The following is a 22,487-nucleotide window of genomic DNA, read 5'->3' as shown; positions in this document are numbered from 1 at the left end:
ATGAAGCCTAGGAAACCCTATTCGTTGGACGATCGTTCGACTTTTTGAATGCTGAAGCAGGAGGGTCAACATCGCTCTAGCCTACCGATGGAGGGAATACGATGAAAACCGTAAAGGATATTATGTCCAAGGACTGTGTTACTGCTACTATGAAAGACAATATTTATGAGCTGGCGGTATTAATGAAAAATAATGATATCGGTTTTGTCCCGATCGTAGAAGGGAGAAAGCTGATCGGCGTTGTAACCGACCGCGATTTGGTTGTTCGTGGATATGCGCAGAAGCACTCTGGTTCAACAGGGGTGTCCGAGGTCATTACAAAGGATATCAAAACGATCTCCTCTTCGACCTCAGTAGATGATGCTGCCCGGTTGATGGCCAATAATCAAATTCGTCGTCTTCCTGTCGTAGATAACGGGGAATTAATAGGGATCGTCGCAATCGGAGACTTAGCGGTTCGGGAAATTTTCGTTAATGAAGCAGGAGAGGCGCTCAGCAGCATTTCCGAGCAGGAGCACCGGGAATCCGCAGCTTTTCATTAAGCGAGATCATTTCAATCATGAAATCCCCCTATGCGTATCACTGCGATTAGGGGGATTTTTCTGTGTACAAAAGAGGAGCGAAAAGGGGAAAGCAATGAATACGCGTATTTTAATTCATATCGTCGTCATATTAACAGCAATAACAACTCTGGCGGCATGCGGGCAACAATCGGGAAACGATGCTTATTATAGTGAGATCATCAAAAGTTATCCGGACCTGAAGAGCCGTCCTATGGAGACCGGATTTGCAGAACGCGTCATTGACGGGGATACTTTTGTCCTTCAAGGCGGTGACAGAGTGAGGCTTGTCGGTGTAAATGCGCCTGAAATATCCGGGCAGGGAGAAGCGTATGGACAGGATGCCAAAGCATTTGCTGCCGAGCGGCTAATGAATAAAAAGCTTTATCTTTTTAGCGATGTGGGCAGCACGGACCGGTATGGCAGGCTGCTTCGTTATGTGTTTATAGAAGGGGAGCCGGAAATGTTCAACGATCAACTGCTGGGTGGCGGTTACGCTTCCATCATGACCGTCCCGCCTAATGTCATGTATGCGGAGCATTTCTTGAAATTGGAGCGCCAAGCAAGAGAAGCGGGAAAGGGGCTGTGGGGAATAAACGAACAAAATACGTCTGATACCCCTGATACTCCAGCCCAGAGCTGCGCGGATCCGCAAATCAAAGGAAATATCAATTCCCGCAATGAAAGGATCTATCACGTTCCCGGGAGCCGGTCTTACGAACAGACGATAGCGGAGATGATGTTTTGTACGGAAAAGGAAGCGGAGCAAGCGGGCTTTAGAGCGCCCAAAAGATAATATTCAGATAAACCTCAGATCGTCGCGGCCCCCGCCGTCTTTCTCTGAGGAGAACAGCTCGCCGAAAATGGCATAAAACAGTCCAATCTTCTTCATACTGAACTAATAAGAAAACGGTTTGGAAAAGAAGGGGATGTTTATGCGCAAGGATGGCTCACTTATTATTCAATCAGACAACACAGTTTTACTGGATGGACGGCATCTTACAAGTAAAGAAGCGGCCGAGCGGCTTGCCCGATTCGCTGATTTAGTGAAAAGGCCTGGCGATTTGCATACGTATCGTTTTACACCCTTGTCGGTGTGGAATGCTTGTGCTGCAGGGGGAACAGCACAGCAGATGATTGATACGCTGCAGGCCTTTAGCAAATACGAGGTCCCCATGACAGCAGCTTCAAACATCAGGGAATGGGCAGACCGCTATGGCAAACTGTGCTTGCGGCATCAGCATGGCTCCATGACGTTGACCGTGGATTGCGAAGCCGCCCGATCGCTGCTTATGGATAAGAAAGCCGTAGGGGATGCGCTGCTGCGCCAGCTCTCGGATAACGTCTGGGAAGTGAAACCGTCTGAACGCGGAAGGCTCAAGCAGGAGCTGCTGCGACAGGGTTATCCGGTGTTGGATCTGGCGGGATACCATGCCGGCGAATCGCTGAAGGTCGCGTTATTGCAGGAGACCAAGAGCGGCAGAAGCTTCAGGCTGCGCGATTATCAAGAACAGGCGGCCGACTTGTTCTACAGCGAGGGAAACGTGCATGGAGGCAGCGGCGTACTCGTGCTCCCATGTGGAGCGGGCAAAACGGTGGTCGGGATCGCGGCACTGTCCAGATTGAATTGCGCGACGCTTATTCTAACCTCTAATGTGACCTCGGTAAAGCAATGGAAGAATGAATTACTGGACAAAACGACATTAACGCCGGCCGAGGTAGGGGAATATGCCGGTCCGCTCAAGCAGGTACGCCCGGTAACGATTGCGACCTATCAGATTATGACGCACCGTTCTTCCAAACAGCATGAATATACCCATATGAAACTATTCAGAGAACGGGATTGGGGCCTCATCATTTATGATGAGGTGCATTTGCTGCCGGCGCCCGTATTTAGGATGACGGCGGAGATTCAAGCGACACGCCGGCTCGGCTTGACCGCTACGCTAGTCCGGGAGGACGGGTGTGAGGGCGATGTGTTCTCCTTGATCGGTCCCAAGCGTTTTGATATGCCTTGGAAGCAGCTCGAACAGCAAGGCTGGATTGCCTCCGTAAGCTGTACGGAATTTCGGGTTCCGCTAACAGGAACGTATGCCGAGTGTTATTATCAGGCAGCGCCTAAAGGGAAGCTAAGATTGGCGAGCGAGAATCCGAATAAAGCAGATGTTGTGCAGTCGTTATTAGACCTTCATGAGGATAAGCAGATGCTTATTATCGGCCAATATCTTACACAGCTTCGTCAGCTTGCGGATCGGTTCAAGCTTCCCCTGTTGACGGGCAGTACGCCGCATCATGAGCGGGAGATGTGGTTCAACCGTTTTAAAGCGGGCGACGTCCGGGCGCTTATCGTATCCAAAGTTGCCAATTTTGCGATTGATCTACCCGATGCCGCAGTGGCCGTTCAGGTGTCAGGAAGCTTTGGCTCCAGACAAGAGGAAGCGCAGCGGATCGGCAGGATTCTTCGTCCGAAGCCGAATGCTAATGAAGCTTGGTTCTACAGTGTGGTTACAACCGGAACTAAAGAAACGGAGTTCGCTTTAAAGCGGCAGCTTTTCATGACTGAGCAGGGTTATCAATACCAACTGGTGAATTGGTCGGAAAGCATGGAAATTAACGGTGAGCAGGCGCAGGAGGTGGCGAAATGAATGTCCACGAGCTTGCGGCGCGATTATCGTATGACAAAGTACAGCAAATCAATATGAGCGCTGTCTGGTCGGCAGCGGAACGATTTCATCTAAGCTGGCCTGATGCACAGCTGCATGCCGGAGCAGTTGCAACTGCGAGATCCGCGCTACCCGGTTATGCGACCGGAGCGCTGGAGCTCATAATCAGACGATTCGGTCCGCAGCCGTTTGATGAGGAACGATTGCTGCGCGCGGCTGCCCAGGGAGCATTAGCCGGCGCGGAAATTCGCCAAGGCTTACAGGAGCTGCGCCGCTGCGGCATCGTATTCACGATAAGCAAAACATGGGGCGATGAGCTTCATTTCATTCCTAGAGACGCTTTTTACTTTTGGCTTATGGAGTATTTTGCTCCCCGTTTTCGTCCCGTTATGGAGTCCGAACTGCTGCCGCATACCCGTTCAGGAACGGAGCGTTTGCCGTTGAGCTATCAAATGCTCGGTGCGCTCTGCTCACTTAACCGCCATGGGCTTCATTGGACGGCCAAGGGATTTCTGCCTAAAAAGACCATTGCAAAAATGATGAACCGGTTAACGATGTCAGCGAAGCAAGTGGAGGACTGGGGACTTTCATTCGCTTATCGTAACGACTATCCTGCAAGCTTATCGGTCGTGCTTGATCTTGCTTTAACGATCGGATTGCTTAAAGAGGGCGAGAATGCATACGAATGGAATAATCCGATCAGGGAGGCGTGGTTAAATCTAACTTACGATCGGAGAGAATCCTTGTTGATCGAAACGGTAACGAACCGTTATGCCGTATCCGATCCTGTTACAGCTTATCCGGCTGCAGGGATAAGAAGCTTACATGCCGGCCAATGGTACCGCTGGCGGGATCTTTATCAATGGATGACTGACTGTAAATTGGGTAACGAAGGGCCTCACTTGGTTAATCGCGTTAAAGTACTGCTCAATGCATATACGGAATTCGGTTGGATGGAGCAAGGACAAGCAGCAGACGGCGAGCAATTATTCCGCTGGCTGGTAGAGCCTATTATAGGCGAACAAGAGACAGGATCAGGAATAACTTGCGAAGAGCTTCGCATTCAACCAAGCGGTGAGATCATCGTATCCAGAGAAGTAAGCTTTCAAACCGTCTGGAAACTTGCCGAGCTTGCAGAGCTCGTTGCTGAAGACAGGCTTGCCGTTTATCAGCTGCGGCCTGCATCGATTGCAGCAGCCATAGAGAAGGGCTGGACGCTGGAAAGCATGATCGGTTTTTTAGAGTCCGCCGGTGCCGCGCCGATTCCCGTTACAGTCACCGCAGCATTGGCCGAATGGTCGGAGCGTGCCGGAAAGCTGCAGTTCATGGAGGTTACACTGCTGCGGTGCGCATCGCAAGAGTGCGGCGACCGGATCGCATCAGAGCCTACTGTCGCACCGCTGCTGCTGCAGCGGATCGGCTCATCCGACTTCATCGTTGAGGCCGGCCAGGTTAAGGAGCTGCGCAAACGATTGGAGCAGCTTGGCTTGTTTCCGCTTAAACAAACCGCACATGATCAGTCTTCTCAGGCGGCAGCTTCACAGCTGCAATCGGCCTCTTCAAAAAACGGTTTGTTCTACGATCCTGTGTCGCTGGAACATTACAAGACACTTGTAGAGCCGCGTAAAGAAGAATTGTATCCCGGGCTCCATCGCATTCCTTCATCATGGTTCCGGCAAATGCGCGCTTATCACCCTTCTACGAAAAAAGAAATCATCGAGCAGGCATTGTCATGGCATGCCCCGATTGAACTGCGCAAGGGCAGGGAGACCGTGACATTTCTGCCTTCCCGCCTTGAAGAGAACCACGAAGGGTGGGCGGTGTCAGGTCGAATTCGTTCACAAGCCTGCAGTGAAGTTATGGAGATGAAGCTGATCCCGGATATGTGGCAGGAGATGAGACTCCTTCTTCCAGGCCAGCCGGCTGAATAAAGCTCTACTTTTACTATTGATTCGTGGTATGATAGTAGAGTATTCAATAAATCGAATGCGATAATTTAAGAGAAGAGGTGGATGAATGCCAACTACCGAAGAATTGAATGCGACTCCGGATGCGACATTCGCCTTCGCGGGCGAGACGACCTCGCTTGATATGGCTGGACTGCTGCTTCATGCTTACGAGCTGGGGGACATGATTAACAATTCGGCTGATGTTGCCGATTACTTATATTGGAAGGCTGCTGTTGAAAAAGACGCCGAGGTTCAGGCGCTGATCGTGAAATTTCGTAAAGCCAAAGATTTTTTTACGGAATGCGAGCGATTCGGAAGGTTTCATCCCGACTTCCATGCCGCCAAGGATAAAGTCAAGGAATTGGAGCGGGAGCTGGATACCTTTGAAAGTGTAAAAAATTACAAGGCCGCAGAGCGTGCAGTTGACCAGCTGCTGTATGATGTCTCACATACCATTGCTTCTTCCGTATCCGAAACGATTAAAGTGCCCGGCAACGAAGCGTTATCCGGAGGCGGCTGTGGAAGCGGCGGATCATGCAGTTGCGGCAGCGGCGGTTGTGGATAACCGGTTGCCGGAGGGCGTGGCTGTAAATAAATTAGAGGAACGGAGGGAAGCGATGTTTTTAGAACGAATAGGTTTTATAATATGGGTAAGTGACTTGAAAGCGGCCCGTTCGCTGGAAAAATACGGCTCGATTCATTATATGTCACGCAAGATGCACTACGTTGTTATCTATATGAATGCGGAACGGGCTGATGATACCGTACGCAACATTCAGCGTCTTCCTTTCGTTAAGAGAATAGAGCGGTCTTACCGCAACGAGATCAAAACAGAGTACAATTCCAATGTCGAGGACAAAACGCGATTTTATAGTTTATAGCCTCGCTGAGAGGGCTTCCTTACCGGCATTTTTATAAGGAGGCCCTTTTTTTAAAAAATCGAATATTTACATAGGGTTCAACGATAAAACGAGCTTATTTTTAGGTTGAAATATCGGGCAAGCATGGTAGAATATATAGGTAAATATACACAGTTAGCATGATAGATCCTGCTTCTTAGGGAGGGGTGGATTCGAGATGAAAGACAAGACGACGGAGAGATGGAATACATACGAGTCGTTTCATGTCATTTTGGGAGATAAGAAAGTTGCAGATGTCGTCATCACGAACCATGCCAAAATCCGATGGGCGGATCGCGTGGAAAGCGAGAAGACCGGGTTTGAGGATATTGCTGATTTTATATGGCAATCGCTCAAGCAAGGGCGTGTGGAGCCATACTACAGGAACGAAGAGGACGTTTATCTGATCGATGAGGATCTGGTCTTTGTCGCGGAGTTTACGAGCCTTGAAGGAGAAACGGACCTGCTGGGCAACTCGCTTCACAAGATGATCGTCGTCACCTTTCTTGGCAGAATGTCGGAAACGATAGAGCTGCGAGATCTGAAATCGTATTATTCGTGGCTGCGCCATTCGAGAAGAATGACGCTGATCAAAAACAGCCGCAAACGGAAATGAAGAACTGTTATAAGAGAAGCTAAACACGTACTCTAGAGTACGTGTTTTTTGTCGCATCTTTGTCAAACGTTTGTTATAATAAAAAAAGAAGAAAGGATGATATCGGGATGGCACTTAACTTTCACCAGCTGCACATTTTTTATACGGTTGCGGAGAGAGGCAGCTTCTCCGCAGCCGCACAAGCGCTCCATATGACTCAACCTGCCGTTACCATGCAGGTGCAATCGTTAGAGGATTATTTCGGCACGAAGCTGCTGCTTCGCTCAACCAAACGGATTGATCTGACAGAAGCGGGAGCAGCACTAATGCCTTTTGCGCAGCGCAGCATCGAGCTGATCCGCGAAACCGATTCCACGATGTCCAAATTCACACGCCAATTAAAAGGGCGGCTGCAGTTGGGTGCAAGCTTGACGATCGGAGAATACATTCTTCCGCGTTTGCTTGGTCCTTTCGGTCAAGAATACCCTCATATTACGATAAGCATGAAGGTCATGAATACAGCTCAGATAATGGAAGAAATTCTTAATCACCAGCTCAACTTTGGACTGATTGAAGCGCCTGTTAATCATCCTGATATGCATATGGAGGCAGTGATGAGCGATGAGCTCCAGCTGATCGTACCGTCTGCCCATCCGCTAGCCGATGCGGGCGAGGTTACGATCGACCAGGTGCTTCAATACCCGGTCGTTCTGCGAGAGCAGGGCTCGGGAACAAGGCTGGTCATGGAGGATGAGCTGCGCGGTAAAAATATTGACCCCCGTTCGCTGAACATTGTGATGGAGCTTGGCAGTACCGGAGCGGTTAAATCCGCCGTGGAAGCTGGACTCGGCGTTTCATTCGTATCGGCTTCTTCGGTCAAGCATGAGGTTGCTCTCGGACTGATCCGTACGATCCGGATTTCGGATATCCGATTTAAAAGGCAGTTCTACTCCATTTATTTAAAATCCGCGCTGCTGCCGATATCAGCGGTTACTTTTTTATCCTTTTTACAAGAGAGGGATTTGCAGCAATGGCTATAAAAAGAGCGGATCTTCACACCCATACGACCGCCTCGGACGGAACGCGGTCGCCAGCAGATGTTGTGCGGCTTGCCGCTTCGTCTGGACTGGCGGCCGTTGCGATAACGGATCACGATACGATGGCTGGCGTGGCGGAGGCGATAGAGGAAGGGTCTCGCATCGGCATTCAAGTCGTGCCTGGCGTTGAGATCAGCGCATCTGCCAATGGCAAAGATATTCATGTGCTGGGCTATTATCCGGATTGGCACAATGAGGTTTGGCTGGAGCGCCTACAGCAGCTTCGGCAGGGCAGAGCGCTTCGCAACGAGCGCATTATAGGCAAGCTAAGCCAGCTCGGGATAACCATCACACTGGAAGAAGTGTATGCAGCAGCTGGAAAAACAGGAAGTGACGATGAAACGGTTGGCCGGCCGCATATTGCGGCGGTGCTTGTGGATAAAGGGATCGCATTGTCCGTCAGCGAAGCGTTTGATACATTATTAGGCAGCGGGAAACCGGGCTTCGTATCTGTCCCGAGAATTACGCCGTTTGAAGCGGTTGACTGGATACGGGAGGCCGGCGGGACAAGCATCATCGCCCACCCGGGGCTTTATGGCGAAGATGAATTGGTTGAAGAGCTGATCCGGTACGGCATCGGCGGTGTGGAGGTGTATCACTCCGATCATTCCAAGCAGGAGGAAGAGCGCTACTTGAAGCTGGCGCGCCGTTATCAAGTCATTGAAACGGGCGGCTCCGATTATCATGGCGAGCGGGGCGGCGTCGTATACCATGGCGGAATAGGCAGCCGCTCGGTCCATGCCGGCGTGCTCATGCAACTCAACCCGGTTTGGAGGAAGAAGGAATGACGCAGCGGCTTTTTACGATTAAAGAAGTGGCGATGCAGACCGGCTTGTCCACGCAATTAATTCGTAAATGGGAAGAAAGGTATCGGGCTGTCGCACCCGAGCGGATGGCGAACGGCTATCGGGGGTACAGCAAACAAGACATCGACATCCTGCGGTGGTTAAAAAAGCGGGTTGATGCCGGCGTTCCGATCGGAATGGCCGTCTTAGAGCAGCAGAACCCGGAAGGAGAAGCCCATGCAGGAGCGGAATCGCAGCGGCCGATGTGGACAATCAGCCCGGATGAAAAACCTGCTGCCTTGGAATGGCAGGAGCCGATCGAGCAATTGCTGGATTACTTCGAGAAACTGGATCTAAACGGAGCCCAGCGGTTATATGAACAGCTGGTATCCATTCATCATATGGAGCATATCCTGATGGAGATTCTGGAACCTGCATTAATTGAGCTCGGGGAACGGTGGGCAAGGCATGAAATTTCCGAATATCAGGAGCATTTCGGCAGTCATTTTATCCGGGATAAGCTGCTTGCACTGCGTAATCTTTTCCGTCCTAGTCCAGACAGTCCGCTGTTGGTCACTGCTTGCGGGCCCGGCGAGCGGCATGAGCTCGGCATTCTTTTTATCGGTTTCTTCGCCCTGCAGCTAGGCTACCGGGTCATCTATCTAGGGGCATCGCCTTCGGAAAAAGGCATCTTTGATTGCTTAGCGGAAATGAAGCCCGATGCGTTCACATTCAGCTTTGCGACCACGCCTCCGCTTGAAGCCGCATTGCCTTTTCTTAAGGAACTGGACCGGAAAATAGCGGAGGTTTCTCCGCATACGATGGTCTTTATCGGGGGCAGAGCCATCGGAGAGGAAGGTTTACTGCCAGGTACGCAGCGGGTTTACCGTATCCGCGGGAATGCGCGCCTATCTGTGGAGATGATAAAATCACGGCTTACGGAGAAGTAAGCCGTGATTTTTGCGGGTGAAAAAATGCCGATACTCGGGTCTGGATGGCGAACCCGCAATATCGGCAAGTGAGTTATGACTTGATTTGATAGGGTAGTGATTTGATGCGCTGTTCATCCGGAGTGATGAACAGCGTTTTTTGGTGATCGTAGATGACGAACCCGGGCTTGGCGCCGTTTGGCTTGCGGACGTGGCGGATCAGTGTGTAGTCCACCGGCACCTGGCTGGACGATCTTGCCTGGCTGTAATGCGCTGCAAGCATGGCCGCTTCCTCCAAGGTCGGATCTCCGAATTGTCCCCCGCGAATGACGACGTGCGAGCCTGGGATATCCTTTGTATGCAGCCAGGTGTCCGAAGGCGCTGCCAGCCTGTTGGTCAGGTATTCGTTTTGTGTATTGTTTTTGCCGACAATGATTGTGACATTCTCGGATGAAGTATAGAAGAGCAGGGAAGGTTTGGCCTGTTTCTTCTTCTTTTGCCCTTTGCGGTGCCGGGCTTTCAAGTAGCCCTGTTCCACCAGCTCGTCCCGAATTTCTTCCACATCGTTAAGGGCCGCCGATTCTAACTGCTGCAGGAGTGATTCGAGATATCGGATCTCATCGTGAGTCATCGCAATCTGTTCGGTGACGGCGGCAAGGCTGTTTTTGGACTTGGCATACCGCTTGAAAAACCGCTGCGCATTCTCAGACGGGGTCAGCTGGGGATCAAGCGGGATAGTGACGGACTGCTGCTCTTCATCGTAGTAATTGATGACCTCTATGTTATCCGCACCCTTTTCGATTTGGTGCATGTAAGCGGTCAGAAGCTCACCCAGTACACGATATTTCTCCGCGTCCTTTGCTTCCTCGATCGTCTCTGCCAGTTTATCCAGCTTTTTGGCGTTTTTGTTCTTCTCGTTCTGTAGAAAGCGCAGCAGGTCCGATACGCGCTGCTTGACGGTGTCCCGTTCGGCTTTTTCCCCGTAAAACGATTCCAAGCACTCGCTGATCGTATCGAAGGGCTCCTGCTCTTCGCTGATATGGGTAAGCGGAGTAACCGAGAAAAAGGCTTTACCGTCCTTATTCAGCGCGATGACAGGTTGATACCGGGCCTGCCGCACATCGGTCATCAGGCGATCGAAAGAAGGCCATATCGCGTCGGCTCCATCCGACCTATTGTCTTGGCTGTGACTGCGAAATACAAGCTCTCTGGCTATCAGAGGACTTAACCCGCTAAAAGCTTCGACCAGCCGTTTATCCATTGGAGCATCCGAATCCGTATTGGACAATATGCTGTTGAACGTTTCTATTGAGGTGACGGATAACGGATCGGCCTTCGCTTGATCGGGCGGTGACACATAACGGCTGCCGGGCATGACGACGCGATAGCTGCTTATCGATGGGGTCACATGATGGATGCCGTCGTGAATCGTCTGTGTCTCCGGATCGAGAAGGATAATGTTGCTGTGACGGCCCATCAGCTCGACGATGATTGTGCGCAGCGAGACGTCTCCAAGCTCGTCGCGGCGCCGGATATTGAGATGAAGAATGCGTTCTCGGCCGACCTGTTTTACCTCTTCAATGACGCCTCCCTCGCAATATTTGCGCAGCAGCATGCAGAACATCGGCGCTTCGAGCGGATTGACAAAGCTCTGCTGTGTCCAATGTACGCGCGGATAGGTAGGGTTGGCTGAGATGAGCAGCTTTCCTTGTACACCATTGCCACGAATTTGCAGAACCAAATCATGGGGGCTGGGTTGATGAATTTTATGAATGCGAGCGCCGGTACAGGCTTGCAGTTCCTGTGCGATTGCGCCGGTTACGATACCATCTAAGGCCATGATGTTCAGTTCTCCTTTATATGAATGCTTATCGCTCTTCCTTATCATGCCATAGTTGTGACAAAAACTTAAGTCCTTTGACTGGGATATTTTACGGTTTGTCCGAATACATTTAGGCTAGAAAGGCTGTCCGGTCGGTTTGTGACCGATTAGCCGGAGCGCTGACCAGAGCGGGAGGGAGACGGAAAATGGAACACAAAAGTTGGCACCAGATGGAGAAGGAAGAGCTTGCGCAGGCGCTAGGCTCGGCTCCGGATCGCGGCCTCACTTCGGAGGAAGCGGGAGAGCGGCTGCAGCGGTATGGGCGGAACGAATTGTCCGAGGGCAAAAAAATTTCGCCGATCACCTTGTTTTTGAATCAATTCAAAGACTTCATGGTCCTTGTGCTCGTAGGGGCTACGTTAATTTCCGGTTTGCTGGGAGAATATTTGGACGCCCTTACGATCGTAGCCATTATCGTGCTGAACGGCATTCTTGGATTTATACAGGAGTTCCGGGCGGAGCGGTCGCTTCGCGCATTGAAAGAGCTGTCGGCTCCAAACGCGAACGTTATGCGGAACGGTGAGGTCGTTGTCGTGCCTGCGAGCGAGCTGGTTCCGGGTGACATCGTGCTGCTCGAATCTGGTGACCGGGTGCCGGCGGATATCCGGCTCATCGAAACAAACAGCTTCTACGCGGAGGAATCGGCATTAACGGGCGAATCCGTACCGGTCGGCAAACATGCTTCCCCGATCTGGGAGCACGATCTGCCGCTGGGAGATCAACGGAATCTCGGCTTCATGGGTACGATGGTCACGAGAGGCACGGCAAAAGGGCTCGTCATCCGGACCGGGATGAATACCGAAATGGGTAAAATCGCCGATCTGATCCAGCAAACCGAAGCGATGGAAACGCCGCTGCAGCACCGTTTGGAGCAGCTGGGTAAAATATTGATCGTCGTCGCGGTCGGATTGACAGTGATGGTTGTTATTGCAGGCATTCTGCATGGCCAACCGACCTATGGCATGTTTCTCGCCGGCGTAAGCCTTGCTGTTGCGGCAATCCCGGAGGGGCTGCCAGCCATTGTGACGATCGCGCTGGCGCTCGGCGTGCAGCGGATGATAAAGCGGAAGGCGATTGTCCGCAAGCTTCCTTCAGTGGAGACGCTCGGCTGCGCTTCGGTTATCTGCTCGGACAAAACCGGCACCTTGACGCAGAATAAAATGACAGTAACAAGGCTGTGGCTAGGCGGCAGGCGGCTCGAGGTTTCCGGCGAGGGCTACGAGCCTGTAGGCGGAATTACCGAAGGGGAAGCCGCCGTCGATCTGAAAAGCGATCAGCCGCTGCGCCGGCTGCTGCAAATTGCTGCGCTGTGCAATAATGCCTCGCTCTATAAACGGCCGATCGAGGAGGAGAACAAGAAGCGTAAGATTAAAGAAGCCCGAGCCGAAGAGTGGGCGCTCAAAGGCGATCCGACAGAAGGCGCGCTGGCGGTATTGGGGGCCAAGCTGGGTGTTTCGGCAAAATCGCTTGAAGGCATCTATAACCGGATTAAAGAATTCCCGTTCGATTCCGAACGAAAGCGCATGTCGGTGCTTGTTACCCATCAAGGGGGAAGGCTGATTTGCGCGAAAGGGGCGCCGGACCTGCTGCTGGAGCAGTGCAGCTACATTCTTTGGGACGGAAATATCGTTCCGCTTACGCCAAGCCTGAAGCAGAAGGTTTCCCAAGCTGCGGAGGAAATGGCGGGATCGGCGCTCCGTGTGCTTGGCATGGCCTATCGTGATCTGCGCCCTCAGGATGCCTGCGAAACCGAACAGGAAGTGGAATGCCAGCTTGTCTTTGTCGGATTGACAGGCATGATCGATCCGCCGCGCCGCGAGGTTCGCGAGGCGATCGCAACCTGCAGGCGCGCGGGAATCAAAACGGTCATGATTACGGGCGACCATCAACTGACGGCAGAAGCGATTGCAGGCCAGCTCGGCATTATGCCGCGCGGCGGCATGGCGGTCAACGGGCGGCAGCTGGCCGCGATGAGCGATGAACAGCTGGACAAGATCGTGAATAACATTTATGTCTACGCCCGTGTCTCGCCGGAACATAAGCTAAGAATCGTGAAATCATTGCAGCGCCAGGGCCATGTCGTGGCGATGACCGGGGATGGGGTCAATGACGCGCCGGCGATCAAAGCGGCGGATATCGGAATTGCCATGGGCATTACCGGGACGGATGTATCGAAGGAAGCCTCAGCGCTCGTGCTCAGCGATGACAACTTTGCGACCATCGTTTCGGCGATTGAGGAAGGGCGCGGGATCTATGAGAATATCCGCAAATTCATTCGTTATTTGCTTGCTTCTAACGTCGGGGAAATTTTGACGATGTTCCTGGCGATGATGGTCGGACTGCCGCTCCCGCTTGTCCCGATTCAGATTCTCTGGGTCAATCTGGTGACCGATGGCTTGCCGGCGATGGCGCTTGGCGTGGACCAGGCGGAGAAGGACCTGATGCAGCATAAACCAAGGTCAGCCAAGGAAAATATATTTGCGAGAAGGCTCGGTTGGAAGATTATCAGCCGGGGCATTCTGATCGGCCTCTGTACGTTAGGGGCATTCTGGATCACCTTGCGGTCCGGCACGAGCCTGGTTGAGGCGCAAACCGTCGCCTTTGCCACTTTAGTCATGGCGCAGCTTATCCATGTGTTCGATTGCCGAAGCTCCAGATCGATCTTTCACCGTAATCCGCTGCAGAACCGTTACTTGGTATTGGCTGTATTGTCGTCGCTGGTCCTCATGTTATGTGTGCTCTATATAGAGGCGCTCCAGCCGATTTTCAAGACGGTTCCGCTTGATTTCCGTTCCTGGTGCCTGGTATTTGTCGCTGCGGGCATCCCGACCTTTGTGATGGGCATCGGCAGTGTGCTCGGTACACCCGGCAACAAGAAGACCAGAACGCGAATTCCGTTTGACGGTTCAAAGCCGATCGCTAGATAAGCGGAAATACCTTTATTTTAATAGGTGAAATAGTGCAAAGAATGATGTAAAATATGAATAGCCTTTGTTCTCTGTTTACGTTATGCTATTAGGAAAATTATTGGCTTATCCGATATAGTGAACGAAAAAGGAGTGCAAGTAGAATGAATTTTACAAAAATGCATGGCTTGGGAAATGATTTTATCGTCGTCGCGGGTGAACGCGAGCTTCCGGCAAATGTATCCGAGCTGGCCGAGCAGCTGTGCAACCGTTACTTCGGCATTGGGGCTGATGGGCTTGTCTACATTCTGCCGTCGGAGATCGCGGATTTCCGGATGCGGATTATTAACTCCGACGGTTCGGAAGCGGAGCAGTGCGGCAACGCCATCCGCTGCGTAGCCAAATATGTCTATGATAACGGCCTGACGGACAAAGAGGAAATTACGATCGAGACGCTCGGGGCAGGCGCGCAAAAGGTGCAGCTTAACGTGGAGGATGGCAAGGTGGCAACGGTTCGCGTTGACATGGGAGAGCCGATCCTGCAGGGACTGCAGGTGCCTACGACGGTCGATGCGGATGTCGTTATTGACCACCCGATCGAAGTGGAAGGCCGTGAGTTCAGGTTTACCGCTGTCTCGATGGGCAATCCCCACTGCGTCATCTATGTAGACGATGCGGCAGGCTTTGATCTTCAGGCCTGGGGGCCGAAGCTGGAGACGCATCCGATGTTTCCGCGCAAAATTAATGTCGAGTTTGTGACGGTTAATTCACGCACCCATACCGATATGCGCGTCTGGGAACGCGGCGCAGGACCGACGCTAGCCTGCGGTACAGGAGCTTGCGCCACCGTTGTCGCTTCGGTATTGAACGGGATGACTGACCGTACGGCAACCGTATCGCTCAAGGGCGGCGATCTGCTGATCGAATGGAACGAACAAGACAAACATGTGTATATGACAGGACCAGCAGCAGTTGTATACAGCGGCGCGATATAATAAGATAGATAAGATGCATTTAACCAGGCACCGGAAAAGTAGCTCTTCATTTGCGTAGAGCCTGCTTTTCCGTTTTGAATTTTATCGCGGGGGTGGAACAAGGGAATGAAACTTGATTTGCGGCAAGCTTTGCATTCAACGTTGATCACCGGAGACGGTGCGATGGGCACCTATCTCTATCAGAAAGGCTTTCCTGTCGGTGTATCCTACGAGGAATTCAACACGCTTCGCCCGGATGTGATCGAAAGCGTCCACCGTTTGTATTATGAAGCGGGGGCCCGATTAATAGAGACGAATACATTCTCTGCGAACTATGAGAAGCTGTCGAAGTACGGATTAGAGAACGACGTCGAACGGATTAACCGTGCCGGTGTCCGGATTGCCAGATCAGCCGTCGGCGATGATGCCTATGTCGTCGGAGCGGTCGGATCGATCAGAGCCGGGAAACGAAAAAATATCCGGACCGCGCAGGTTCGGCAAGCATTCCAACAGCAGATCCTTGCTTTGCTGGATGAAGGCGTGGATGGAATCCTGCTTGAAACGTTCTATGATCTGGAGGAAATGCTCATCGCGCTGCGCCTGGTTCGCAAAGCGGGCGACCTTCCGGTGATTTGCCAGTTCTCAGTCGAGGATGTGGGCAGGACGCAGGATGGCTTTAGTCTGAAGGAAGCATACGATCGGCTGCAGGCGGAGGGAGCCGATATGGTCGGCCTGAACTGCCGCAGCGGTCCAAATGGCATTCTGCGTGCACTGGATACGATCGACGGTGAGGTTGGACTTCCGCTCTCTGTGTTTCCAAATGCGGGAATTCCCGACTATGTAGACGGAAAGTACACATACACGGCAACGCCGGAATACTTTGCCGATACGGCTCGCCGTTTTGCCGATCGGGGTGCGAGACTGATCGGCGGCTGCTGCGGCACGACACCGGAGCACATCGCAGCGATCGCGGCATCTTTGAGCGGATATCAGCCTCAGCGGGACAACCGGAATAACGCGGTGACCGCAGCTGTAGACGGCACGCTTAAAGAGGGCTCCGCGCCCGGGCAATCCCAGATCACGGTTCAAGAAACCGCTCAGCCCAAACAGGCCGAGCCTTCGATTGTCGATCTGGTGAAGCGGCGCCACACGGTGATCGTCGAGCTGGATCCGCCGCGCGACTTGGATATCCGCAAGTTTATGAAGGGAGCGGAGGCGCTGAAGGAAGCTCGTGCAGATGCCGTGACGATGGCTGATAATTCCTTGGCTGTCACGCGGATGAGCAATATTGCGCTTGCCTCGCTCGTTCAGGAACGTATCGGACTGCGGCCGCTTGTCCATATCGCTTGCCGGGACCGTAATTTGATCGGCACCCAATCGCATATGATGGGATTGGATGCACTCGGCATCGACCATGTGCTGGCAGTTACCGGTGACCCTGCGCGCTTCGGCGATTTACCAGGTTCAAGCTCAGTGTACGATCTGACCTCCTTCGAGATGATCCGGATGATTAAGCAGCTTAATGACGGCGTGGCGTTCTCGGGCAAGCCGCTCAAGCAAAAGGCGGATTTTGTTGTTGGTGCAGCCTTTAACCCGAATGTCAAATATTTAGATAAAGCGATTCAACGTTTGGAGAGAAAGATTGATTCGGGCGCTGATTATATTATGACCCAGCCTGTCTACGACCCTAAGCTCATCGAGCAGATCGCGGAGGCGACGAAGCATTTATCCGTTCCGGTGTTTATCGGCATCATGCCGCTGGCCAGCGGACGAAACGCCGAATATTTGCATAATGAAGTGCCCGGCATTCAGCTCTCGGATGAGGTTCGCAAGCGGATGTCAGGCCTTGAGGGAGAAGAGGGGCGCGCGGAAGGCGTGCGAATCGCCGAAGAGCTGCTGGATACGGCTTTGAACCATTTTAACGGCATTTATCTTATTACCCCTTTTATGTTCTATGAGATGTCTGTCCGTCTGACCGAATATGTGTGGAGCAAAACGCGCCATATTCAATCTATAACCTAGGAGAATCGTTGATTTTCTTAAGAAAACTCTTTTTCTCTTGTTCCCATGTGCAAAATGGATTAAAATAAGGTAATGGATGTGTTTGCCATCTCTTTAGAAATTTGTCCTTGCAGGACAGGCATGCCAGAGGCAGAAGAAGGGTCAGGCGCAGTAACCAAAGAACGTATGCCCCGGGCTTTTTTCGTCAAGAATAGTGCAATCTGCTTAGCAATATCCAGCCATATTTCTTGCGTTGATCATACAATTTTGTTCTATCGGGCGAAGGCACGAGGAGACCGGAGGGGAAACCTGTCATGGCTATCAAACTAATTAATATCGGATTTGGGAACATTGTTTCCGCTAATCGCATCATTTCGATCGTTAGTCCGGAATCGGCGCCGATCAAAAGGATCATTCAGGAAGCGCGCGACCGCCACATGCTTATTGACGCTACCTATGGACGACGCACACGAGCTGTTATCATCACGGACAGCGACCATGTCATTCTGTCGGCGGTACAGCCGGAAACGGTGGCTCATCGCCTGTCGACGAAGGATGACGACCACGATGAATAGATGGGGAGTATCATGAGAAGAGGACTTTTAATTGTGTTGTCCGGCCCATCAGGCGTCGGCAAAGGAACTGTATGCTCTGTATTGCGTCAAAAGATGCCAGAGCTCATTTATTCCGTTTCGGCGACGACGCGTCAGCCCCGGCAAGGGGAGATGGACGGGATCAACTACTTTTTTAAGAGCAAAGAGCAGTTCAAGGATATGATTGCCCGCGACGCGCTCTTGGAGTATGCTGAGTACGTAGGCAATTTTTACGGAACGCCGCGGGATTTTGTCGAGCGGACACTCGCTTCCGGCAAGGATATCATCCTTGAGATTGAAGTGCAGGGCGCGCTGAAGGTGAAGGAGAAATTCCCTGAAGGCGTATTTATATTCCTGCTCCCGCCATCGCTGGATGAGCTGAAGCAGCGGATTACAGGCAGAGGAACCGAGACCGAGGACCTGATCGCGAACCGGATGACGGTAGCTGCCGAAGAGATGAATCTGATCCGTCATTATGATTACGCGGTACTTAACGACGAGATCGACAACGCCTGCCGACGCATTCAGAGTATCGTCGAGGCGGAGCATTGCAGAAGTGAACGATATATGAGCGAGTTTGCGCAGCACATGCAGGCCGCATCGGAGAAAGCTTGAGGTGAATGACAGTGTTATATCCATCAATTGATGAAATGGTAAAGAAGGTTGACAGCAAGTATTCCTTGGTTGTTGCAGCGTCGAGAAGAGCGCGCATGCTGCGTGACGGCGACAAATCGGAGCTTAGAAATCCGAAATCGCATAAATTCGTCGGCGTGGCTCTGGAAGAAATTTATCATGAGCATATCGTAGTAGAGTCAAACCCAGACATAAAATCATAAATGATCCATAAAGTGACAACCCCTGCGGTTGTTATTTTTTTAACGGCTGCTGCCTCGTATAAGACGGCAGCAGCCGTTTCTACTGGGGAAAGGAGTGCAGCCGATGTTGAAAGGAAAAACGATCCTGCTGGGCATTACAGGCGGTATAGCGGCATATAAGGCCGCGGCCCTTTGCAGCAAGCTGGTGCAGGCCGGTGCTGATGTCCGGGTGATCATGACCGAATCCGCGACCAAATTTGTGGCGCCTTTAACGCTGCAGACGTTATCACGTCACCCTGTATATACGGATACCTTCGATGAGAAGGACCCGTCTGTTGTCTCCCACATTGATTTGGCCGACAGCGCGGATCTGGTTGTGATCGCCCCGGCAACGGCCAACATCATCGCAAAGCTGGCCTATGGGCTGGCAGACGATATGCTGAGCACGACCCTCCTTGCGACGACGGCGCCGATCCTTGTCGCACCGGCGATGAATGTGCATATGTATGAGCATCCGGCTGTTATTCATAATATGAAGCTGATCGCATCGCGGGGCGTTCGATTCGTGGAACCCGGAACAGGACAGCTTGCGTGCGGTTATGTGGGCAAAGGCAGGCTGGCGGAACCGGAAGAGATTGTGGTCGCGATCGAGCATTTTTTTGCGCAGCGGAAGGTTATGGCTGGAAAAAAAGTGCTCGTCACAGCTGGAGGAACGGTCGAGCGGGTTGATCCGGTCCGGTATTTGACGAATGATTCGTCTGGTAAAATGGGCTTCGCGATTGCGGAAGCGGCACGGGATATGGGAGCGCAGGTTACGGTTATCGCCGCACGGGCCTTTGCCCTGCCCCCGTCAGGCGTAACGGTGGTGCGTGTCGAGTCCGCCGAAGAGATGCTGCAGGCGGTGACGGATCGGTTCGAGTCGTCCGATGTTGTCATTAAATCGGCCGCTGTAGCCGATTACCGACCGGTTATCAAGCTGGATCAGAAGCTGAAAAAAACCGGGGACAAGCTTGTCCTCGAATTGGAGAAAACAACCGATATTTTGGAATCTTTGGGGCGGGTAAAGAGCACACAGTTTCTCGTCGGATTTGCCGCGGAAACGCAGCAGGTGGAGTATTATGCAATGGATAAATTACGCCGTAAAAACTGCGACCTGATTGTCGCCAACGACGTCGCTCAGGAAGGGGCGGGATTTCACGGCGACACGAATATCGTGCAGATATTCGATCAGAACGGGCTGGCAGCCTCATGGCCGCTCCTGTCCAAAAATGAGGTCGCCGTTCGGTTGATGTCGTTGATCGCGGAGCGGCTGGAAACTAGGCCGGAAGTGGAGCGGCAATGATCGCCCGCGTCATCGTTGATGTTCCGACCAAGCAGACCGACAGACCATTCGACTATAAGGTGCCGGAAGCGATGTCAGGGTGGATTGAGGTGGGCAGCCGGGTAGGCGTGCCATTCGGAGGCCGGACGTTACAGGGCTTCGTTGTTGAGCTTGCGGAGCAAAGCGAGGTGGATCTCTCGCGGTTGAAGGCAATCGCCGAGCTGCTCGATCCGAGCGCCCCGCTTTCTCCCGATCTCATTGAACTGGCGTTATGGATTAGCGATAAGTATTGCTGCACGTGGACGGCAGCTCTGCAGGCGATGATTCCTTCCGCATTGAAAGGGAAAGCGGAACGTTATATTTCGCTTCAGGAATCGAATCTACATGCGGAGGCGGGGCTTCCGCAACCCGTATTGGAGCATATCCGCAAATATGCGCCGGTGAAGCTGGATACGCTGCAGCAGCGCTTTCCGGATTCGTCTGCGGCAATCAAAGCGGGACTGCGTTCGGGCGTGTTGTCCGAGACGGTTGCCGTGAAGGATCGTCTGGCCATCCGAACAGTGCTGACGGTCTTCCCGGCTGCAGATTCAATTACGGAGGAAGAAGCGCTGGCCCAAATTCCCGCCCGGGCGGCTAAACAGCGTGAGCTGCTCTCTTATTTATTTACCCGCAATGAACCGATTCCGCTGCAGGCCTTGCTAGCGGAGACAGGGTCCTCTGCTGCGAGTGTGCGCGCACTGGAAGATAAAGGGCTCGTCGAAGTGCGTGAGGTGCAGCAGAACAGGGATCCTTACGCGGGCCGAACCTTCGCTCCATCGCAGCCGCTGGAATTGACGGAAGGACAGCAGGCCGTTTTCGAATCGATCACGGCGGCGGTTCTTGCCGGGGACCCGAAAGTGTTTCTGCTGCAGGGCGTTACCGGCAGCGGCAAAACAGAGGTCTATCTGCAGTCGATTGATTGCTGCATCGCACAAGACCGCCAAGCAATTGTGCTGGTGCCTGAGATTTCGCTGACACCGCAGATGGTGGAGCGGTTCAAGGGCCGGTTCGGCGATGCGGTGGCGGTGCTGCACAGCCGGTTATCGAATGGGGAGCGCTATGATGAATGGCGCAAAATTAAAGAGAAGCGCGTCAAGGTTGCGATCGGGGCGAGATCTGCGATCTTTGCGCCGTTCGAGCGGATCGGGCTGATCATTATTGATGAAGAACACGAATCTTCTTACAAACAGGAGGAAAGCCCGAAATATCATGCGCGCGACGTTGCGGTAAAACGGGCGAAGCAGCATGGCGCCACGGTTGTGCTCGGCTCGGCAACGCCTTCTCTGGAAAGCTATGCCGCAGCTCGCCGCGCTTCCCTGCAAGGAGACGGCCAGTCGGATGCACTGCTGCCGCTGCCTGAGCGTGTAGGCGGCCGTCCGCTGCCGCCTGTCGAAATCGTGGATATGCGGGAAGAGCTGAAGGCGGGCAACCGCTCGATGTTCAGCCGCCGCCTGCATCAAGCGCTGGGGGAGCGCCTGGAGCGGGGGGAGCAATCCGTGCTGTTGCTCAACCGCCGGGGTTATTCCACCTTCGTCATGTGCCGCTCCTGCGGTTATACGGCGGGCTGCCCGCACTGTGATATTTCACTCACCTATCATCAGAAGTCGCGGATGCTGCGCTGCCATTATTGCGGTTATGCGGAGCATTCGACGCTGGTCTGTCCGGAGTGCCAAAGCGAACATATCCGTTTTTTCGGTACGGGGACCCAACGGGTCGAGGAGGAGCTTGCGAAGCTGTTTCCCGGCATTCGCGTCATCCGTATGGATGTGGATACCACGACAGAGAAGGGTTCTCATGAGAAGTGGCTGACGATGTTCGGAGAGCGGAAGGCCGATGTGCTGCTTGGCACACAAATGGTTGCCAAAGGCTTGGATTTTCCGTTTGTCACTCTGGTAGGGGTCATAGCGGCGGATTCCTCGCTCAATTTGCCGGATTTCCGCGCGGCGGAGAAAACGTTTCAGCTGCTTACGCAGGTAGCTGGCCGGGCTGGGCGGCATCACTTGCCCGGTGAGGTCGTTGTGCAGACATATACGCCGGATCATTACTCCGTGCGCACAGCACAGCGGCACGATTATGACGCCTTTCTCGAGGAGGAGCTTCGCCACCGGCGCATGATGTCGTATCCGCCTTTTTGCCGGCTCATTCTTGTAACGATGACGCATGAGCAGCTGCCTTTGCTCGTCGAGCAGGGGGAGCGGTTTGCCGCAGCATTGAGGGAGAGGGCTGCCCGGGCAGGCGTTCTGGCGCCGCTGGCTACCGCTCAGGAGCGGGCAATGGATATTTTAGGCCCTGTGGCGTCTCCGATTCCAAGGTTAAAAGATCGCTACCGGTTTCAATGTATGATAAAATATCGGGGAAACGTCGATGCGACGGAGCTTCTCCGCAGCGTGCTGGCTTCTTTTACGGAGGGGCAGCAGCAGGGAAAGGTTTTGTTCAGCGTGGATGTTGACCCTCAGGTTATTATGTAACAAATTATACA

Annotated in this window: 19 protein-coding genes; 18 read left to right on the top strand and 1 reads right to left on the bottom strand. The window is 52.8% G+C overall.

The window, feature by feature from the left end; all coding sequences use genetic code 11:
• Nucleotides 1-101: 101 nt before the first annotated feature.
• From IEW11_RS16285 to IEW11_RS16240, 10 genes are all read left to right on the top strand, one after another.
• Complete coding sequence (locus IEW11_RS16285; RefSeq protein ID WP_188532121.1) at nt 102-542, top strand: CBS domain-containing protein; 441 nt, start codon at nt 102-104, stop codon at nt 540-542.
• A gap of 94 nt (nt 543-636) precedes the next feature.
• Complete coding sequence (locus IEW11_RS16280) at nt 637-1,356, top strand: thermonuclease family protein (RefSeq protein WP_188532120.1); 720 nt, start codon at nt 637-639, stop codon at nt 1,354-1,356.
• Nucleotides 1,357-1,489: 133 nt separating this feature from the next.
• Nucleotides 1,490-3,205 (top strand): DNA repair helicase XPB, encoded by a 1,716-nt coding sequence (locus tag IEW11_RS16275; RefSeq protein WP_188532119.1) that lies wholly within the window; start codon nt 1,490-1,492, stop codon nt 3,203-3,205.
• Complete coding sequence (locus IEW11_RS16270; RefSeq protein ID WP_188532118.1) at nt 3,202-5,154, top strand: helicase-associated domain-containing protein; 1,953 nt, start codon at nt 3,202-3,204, stop codon at nt 5,152-5,154. The genes IEW11_RS16275 and IEW11_RS16270 overlap by 4 nt, the downstream gene beginning before the upstream one ends.
• An 85-nt stretch (nt 5,155-5,239) precedes the next feature.
• Nucleotides 5,240-5,737 (top strand): YlbF/YmcA family competence regulator, encoded by a 498-nt coding sequence (locus tag IEW11_RS16265; protein ID WP_188532117.1) that lies wholly within the window; start codon nt 5,240-5,242, stop codon nt 5,735-5,737.
• Nucleotides 5,738-5,789: 52 nt separating this feature from the next.
• A complete protein-coding gene (locus IEW11_RS16260; protein WP_188532142.1) occupies nt 5,790-6,053 on the top strand; it encodes a YlbG family protein in 264 nt (87 codons plus the stop codon).
• A 196-nt stretch (nt 6,054-6,249) separates the two neighbouring features.
• Nucleotides 6,250-6,687 carry a hypothetical protein gene (locus IEW11_RS16255; RefSeq protein WP_188532116.1) on the top strand — a complete coding sequence of 146 codons (438 nt, stop codon included), beginning with the start codon at nt 6,250-6,252 and terminating at the stop codon, nt 6,685-6,687.
• 107 nt (nt 6,688-6,794) lie between these two features.
• Complete coding sequence (locus IEW11_RS16250) at nt 6,795-7,706, top strand: selenium metabolism-associated LysR family transcriptional regulator (protein ID WP_188532115.1); 912 nt, start codon at nt 6,795-6,797, stop codon at nt 7,704-7,706.
• Complete coding sequence (locus tag IEW11_RS16245; RefSeq protein ID WP_188532114.1) at nt 7,697-8,551, top strand: PHP domain-containing protein; 855 nt, start codon at nt 7,697-7,699, stop codon at nt 8,549-8,551. Before IEW11_RS16250 ends, IEW11_RS16245 begins: the two co-directional genes overlap by 10 nt.
• Nucleotides 8,548-9,498, top strand: coding sequence for a MerR family transcriptional regulator (locus IEW11_RS16240; RefSeq protein WP_188532113.1), 951 nt, complete (start codon nt 8,548-8,550; stop codon nt 9,496-9,498). Before IEW11_RS16245 ends, IEW11_RS16240 begins: the two co-directional genes overlap by 4 nt.
• 73 nt (nt 9,499-9,571) lie before the next feature.
• Here the strand turns inward: IEW11_RS16240 and IEW11_RS16235 are convergent, their stop codons facing one another.
• A complete protein-coding gene (locus tag IEW11_RS16235) occupies nt 9,572-11,317 on the bottom strand; it encodes an Rqc2 family fibronectin-binding protein (RefSeq protein WP_188532112.1) in 1,746 nt (581 codons plus the stop codon).
• A gap of 188 nt (nt 11,318-11,505) precedes the next feature.
• Here IEW11_RS16235 and IEW11_RS16230 point away from each other — a divergent pair, with 188 nt between their 5' ends.
• The 8 genes from IEW11_RS16230 (at nt 11,506) to priA (ending at nt 22,476) form a co-directional block, all read left to right on the top strand.
• A complete protein-coding gene (locus tag IEW11_RS16230; protein WP_188532111.1) occupies nt 11,506-14,286 on the top strand; it encodes a calcium-translocating P-type ATPase, SERCA-type in 2,781 nt (926 codons plus the stop codon).
• Nucleotides 14,287-14,429: 143 nt separating this feature from the next.
• Nucleotides 14,430-15,260, top strand: a complete 831-nt coding sequence (gene dapF, locus IEW11_RS16225) for a diaminopimelate epimerase (protein ID WP_188532110.1) — start codon at nt 14,430-14,432, stop codon at nt 15,258-15,260.
• A gap of 105 nt (nt 15,261-15,365) precedes the next feature.
• On the top strand, nt 15,366-17,261 hold the full coding sequence (locus tag IEW11_RS16220; RefSeq protein ID WP_188532109.1) for a bifunctional homocysteine S-methyltransferase/methylenetetrahydrofolate reductase: 1,896 nt from the start codon (nt 15,366-15,368) through the stop codon (nt 17,259-17,261).
• Nucleotides 17,262-17,554: 293 nt separating this feature from the next.
• A complete protein-coding gene (remA, locus tag IEW11_RS16215; RefSeq protein ID WP_020615370.1) occupies nt 17,555-17,815 on the top strand; it encodes an extracellular matrix/biofilm regulator RemA in 261 nt (86 codons plus the stop codon).
• Between the two features lie 12 nt (nt 17,816-17,827).
• Entirely contained in the window at nt 17,828-18,448 is a 621-nt protein-coding gene (gmk, locus tag IEW11_RS16210) for a guanylate kinase (RefSeq protein WP_188532108.1), read from the top strand.
• A gap of 11 nt (nt 18,449-18,459) precedes the next feature.
• Nucleotides 18,460-18,669: a DNA-directed RNA polymerase subunit omega gene (gene rpoZ / locus IEW11_RS16205; protein ID WP_188532107.1), complete on the top strand. Its 210-nt coding sequence runs from the start codon at nt 18,460-18,462 to the stop codon at nt 18,667-18,669.
• Nucleotides 18,670-18,772: 103 nt separating this feature from the next.
• Nucleotides 18,773-19,990 (top strand): bifunctional phosphopantothenoylcysteine decarboxylase/phosphopantothenate--cysteine ligase CoaBC, encoded by a 1,218-nt coding sequence (gene coaBC / locus IEW11_RS16200; RefSeq protein ID WP_188532106.1) that lies wholly within the window; start codon nt 18,773-18,775, stop codon nt 19,988-19,990.
• Entirely contained in the window at nt 19,987-22,476 is a 2,490-nt protein-coding gene (priA, locus tag IEW11_RS16195) for a primosomal protein N' (RefSeq protein ID WP_188532105.1), read from the top strand. The genes coaBC and priA overlap by 4 nt, the downstream gene beginning before the upstream one ends.
• The last annotated feature ends 11 nt before the right edge of the window (nt 22,477-22,487 follow it).

The organism is Paenibacillus abyssi (genome assembly GCF_014640295.1).
Classification (GTDB): Bacteria; Bacillota; Bacilli; order Paenibacillales; family Paenibacillaceae; genus Paenibacillus_D; species Paenibacillus_D abyssi.
This window is presented reverse-complemented; position numbering and strand designations above follow the sequence as displayed.

Bases quoted from the DNA above. Each gene is read 5' to 3' on its own strand.
- IEW11_RS16285 (WP_188532121.1), top strand. From the start codon at position 102: ATGAAAACCGTAAAGGATATTATGTCCAAGGACTGTGTTACTGCTACT.
- IEW11_RS16280 (WP_188532120.1), top strand. From the start codon at position 637: ATGAATACGCGTATTTTAATTCATATCGTCGTCATATTAACAGCAATA.
- IEW11_RS16275 (WP_188532119.1), top strand. From the start codon at position 1,490: ATGTTTATGCGCAAGGATGGCTCACTTATTATTCAATCAGACAACACA.
- IEW11_RS16270 (WP_188532118.1), top strand. From the start codon at position 3,202: ATGAATGTCCACGAGCTTGCGGCGCGATTATCGTATGACAAAGTACAG.
- IEW11_RS16265 (WP_188532117.1), top strand. From the start codon at position 5,240: ATGCCAACTACCGAAGAATTGAATGCGACTCCGGATGCGACATTCGCC.
- IEW11_RS16260 (WP_188532142.1), top strand. From the start codon at position 5,790: ATGTTTTTAGAACGAATAGGTTTTATAATATGGGTAAGTGACTTGAAA.
- IEW11_RS16255 (WP_188532116.1), top strand. From the start codon at position 6,250: ATGAAAGACAAGACGACGGAGAGATGGAATACATACGAGTCGTTTCAT.
- IEW11_RS16250 (WP_188532115.1), top strand. From the start codon at position 6,795: ATGGCACTTAACTTTCACCAGCTGCACATTTTTTATACGGTTGCGGAG.
- IEW11_RS16245 (WP_188532114.1), top strand. From the start codon at position 7,697: ATGGCTATAAAAAGAGCGGATCTTCACACCCATACGACCGCCTCGGAC.
- IEW11_RS16240 (WP_188532113.1), top strand. From the start codon at position 8,548: ATGACGCAGCGGCTTTTTACGATTAAAGAAGTGGCGATGCAGACCGGC.
- IEW11_RS16235 (WP_188532112.1), bottom strand. From the start codon at position 11,317: ATGGCCTTAGATGGTATCGTAACCGGCGCAATCGCACAGGAACTGCAA.
- IEW11_RS16230 (WP_188532111.1), top strand. From the start codon at position 11,506: ATGGAACACAAAAGTTGGCACCAGATGGAGAAGGAAGAGCTTGCGCAG.
- dapF (WP_188532110.1), top strand. From the start codon at position 14,430: ATGAATTTTACAAAAATGCATGGCTTGGGAAATGATTTTATCGTCGTC.
- IEW11_RS16220 (WP_188532109.1), top strand. From the start codon at position 15,366: ATGAAACTTGATTTGCGGCAAGCTTTGCATTCAACGTTGATCACCGGA.
- remA (WP_020615370.1), top strand. From the start codon at position 17,555: ATGGCTATCAAACTAATTAATATCGGATTTGGGAACATTGTTTCCGCT.
- gmk (WP_188532108.1), top strand. From the start codon at position 17,828: ATGAGAAGAGGACTTTTAATTGTGTTGTCCGGCCCATCAGGCGTCGGC.
- coaBC (WP_188532106.1), top strand. From the start codon at position 18,773: ATGTTGAAAGGAAAAACGATCCTGCTGGGCATTACAGGCGGTATAGCG.
- priA (WP_188532105.1), top strand. From the start codon at position 19,987: ATGATCGCCCGCGTCATCGTTGATGTTCCGACCAAGCAGACCGACAGA.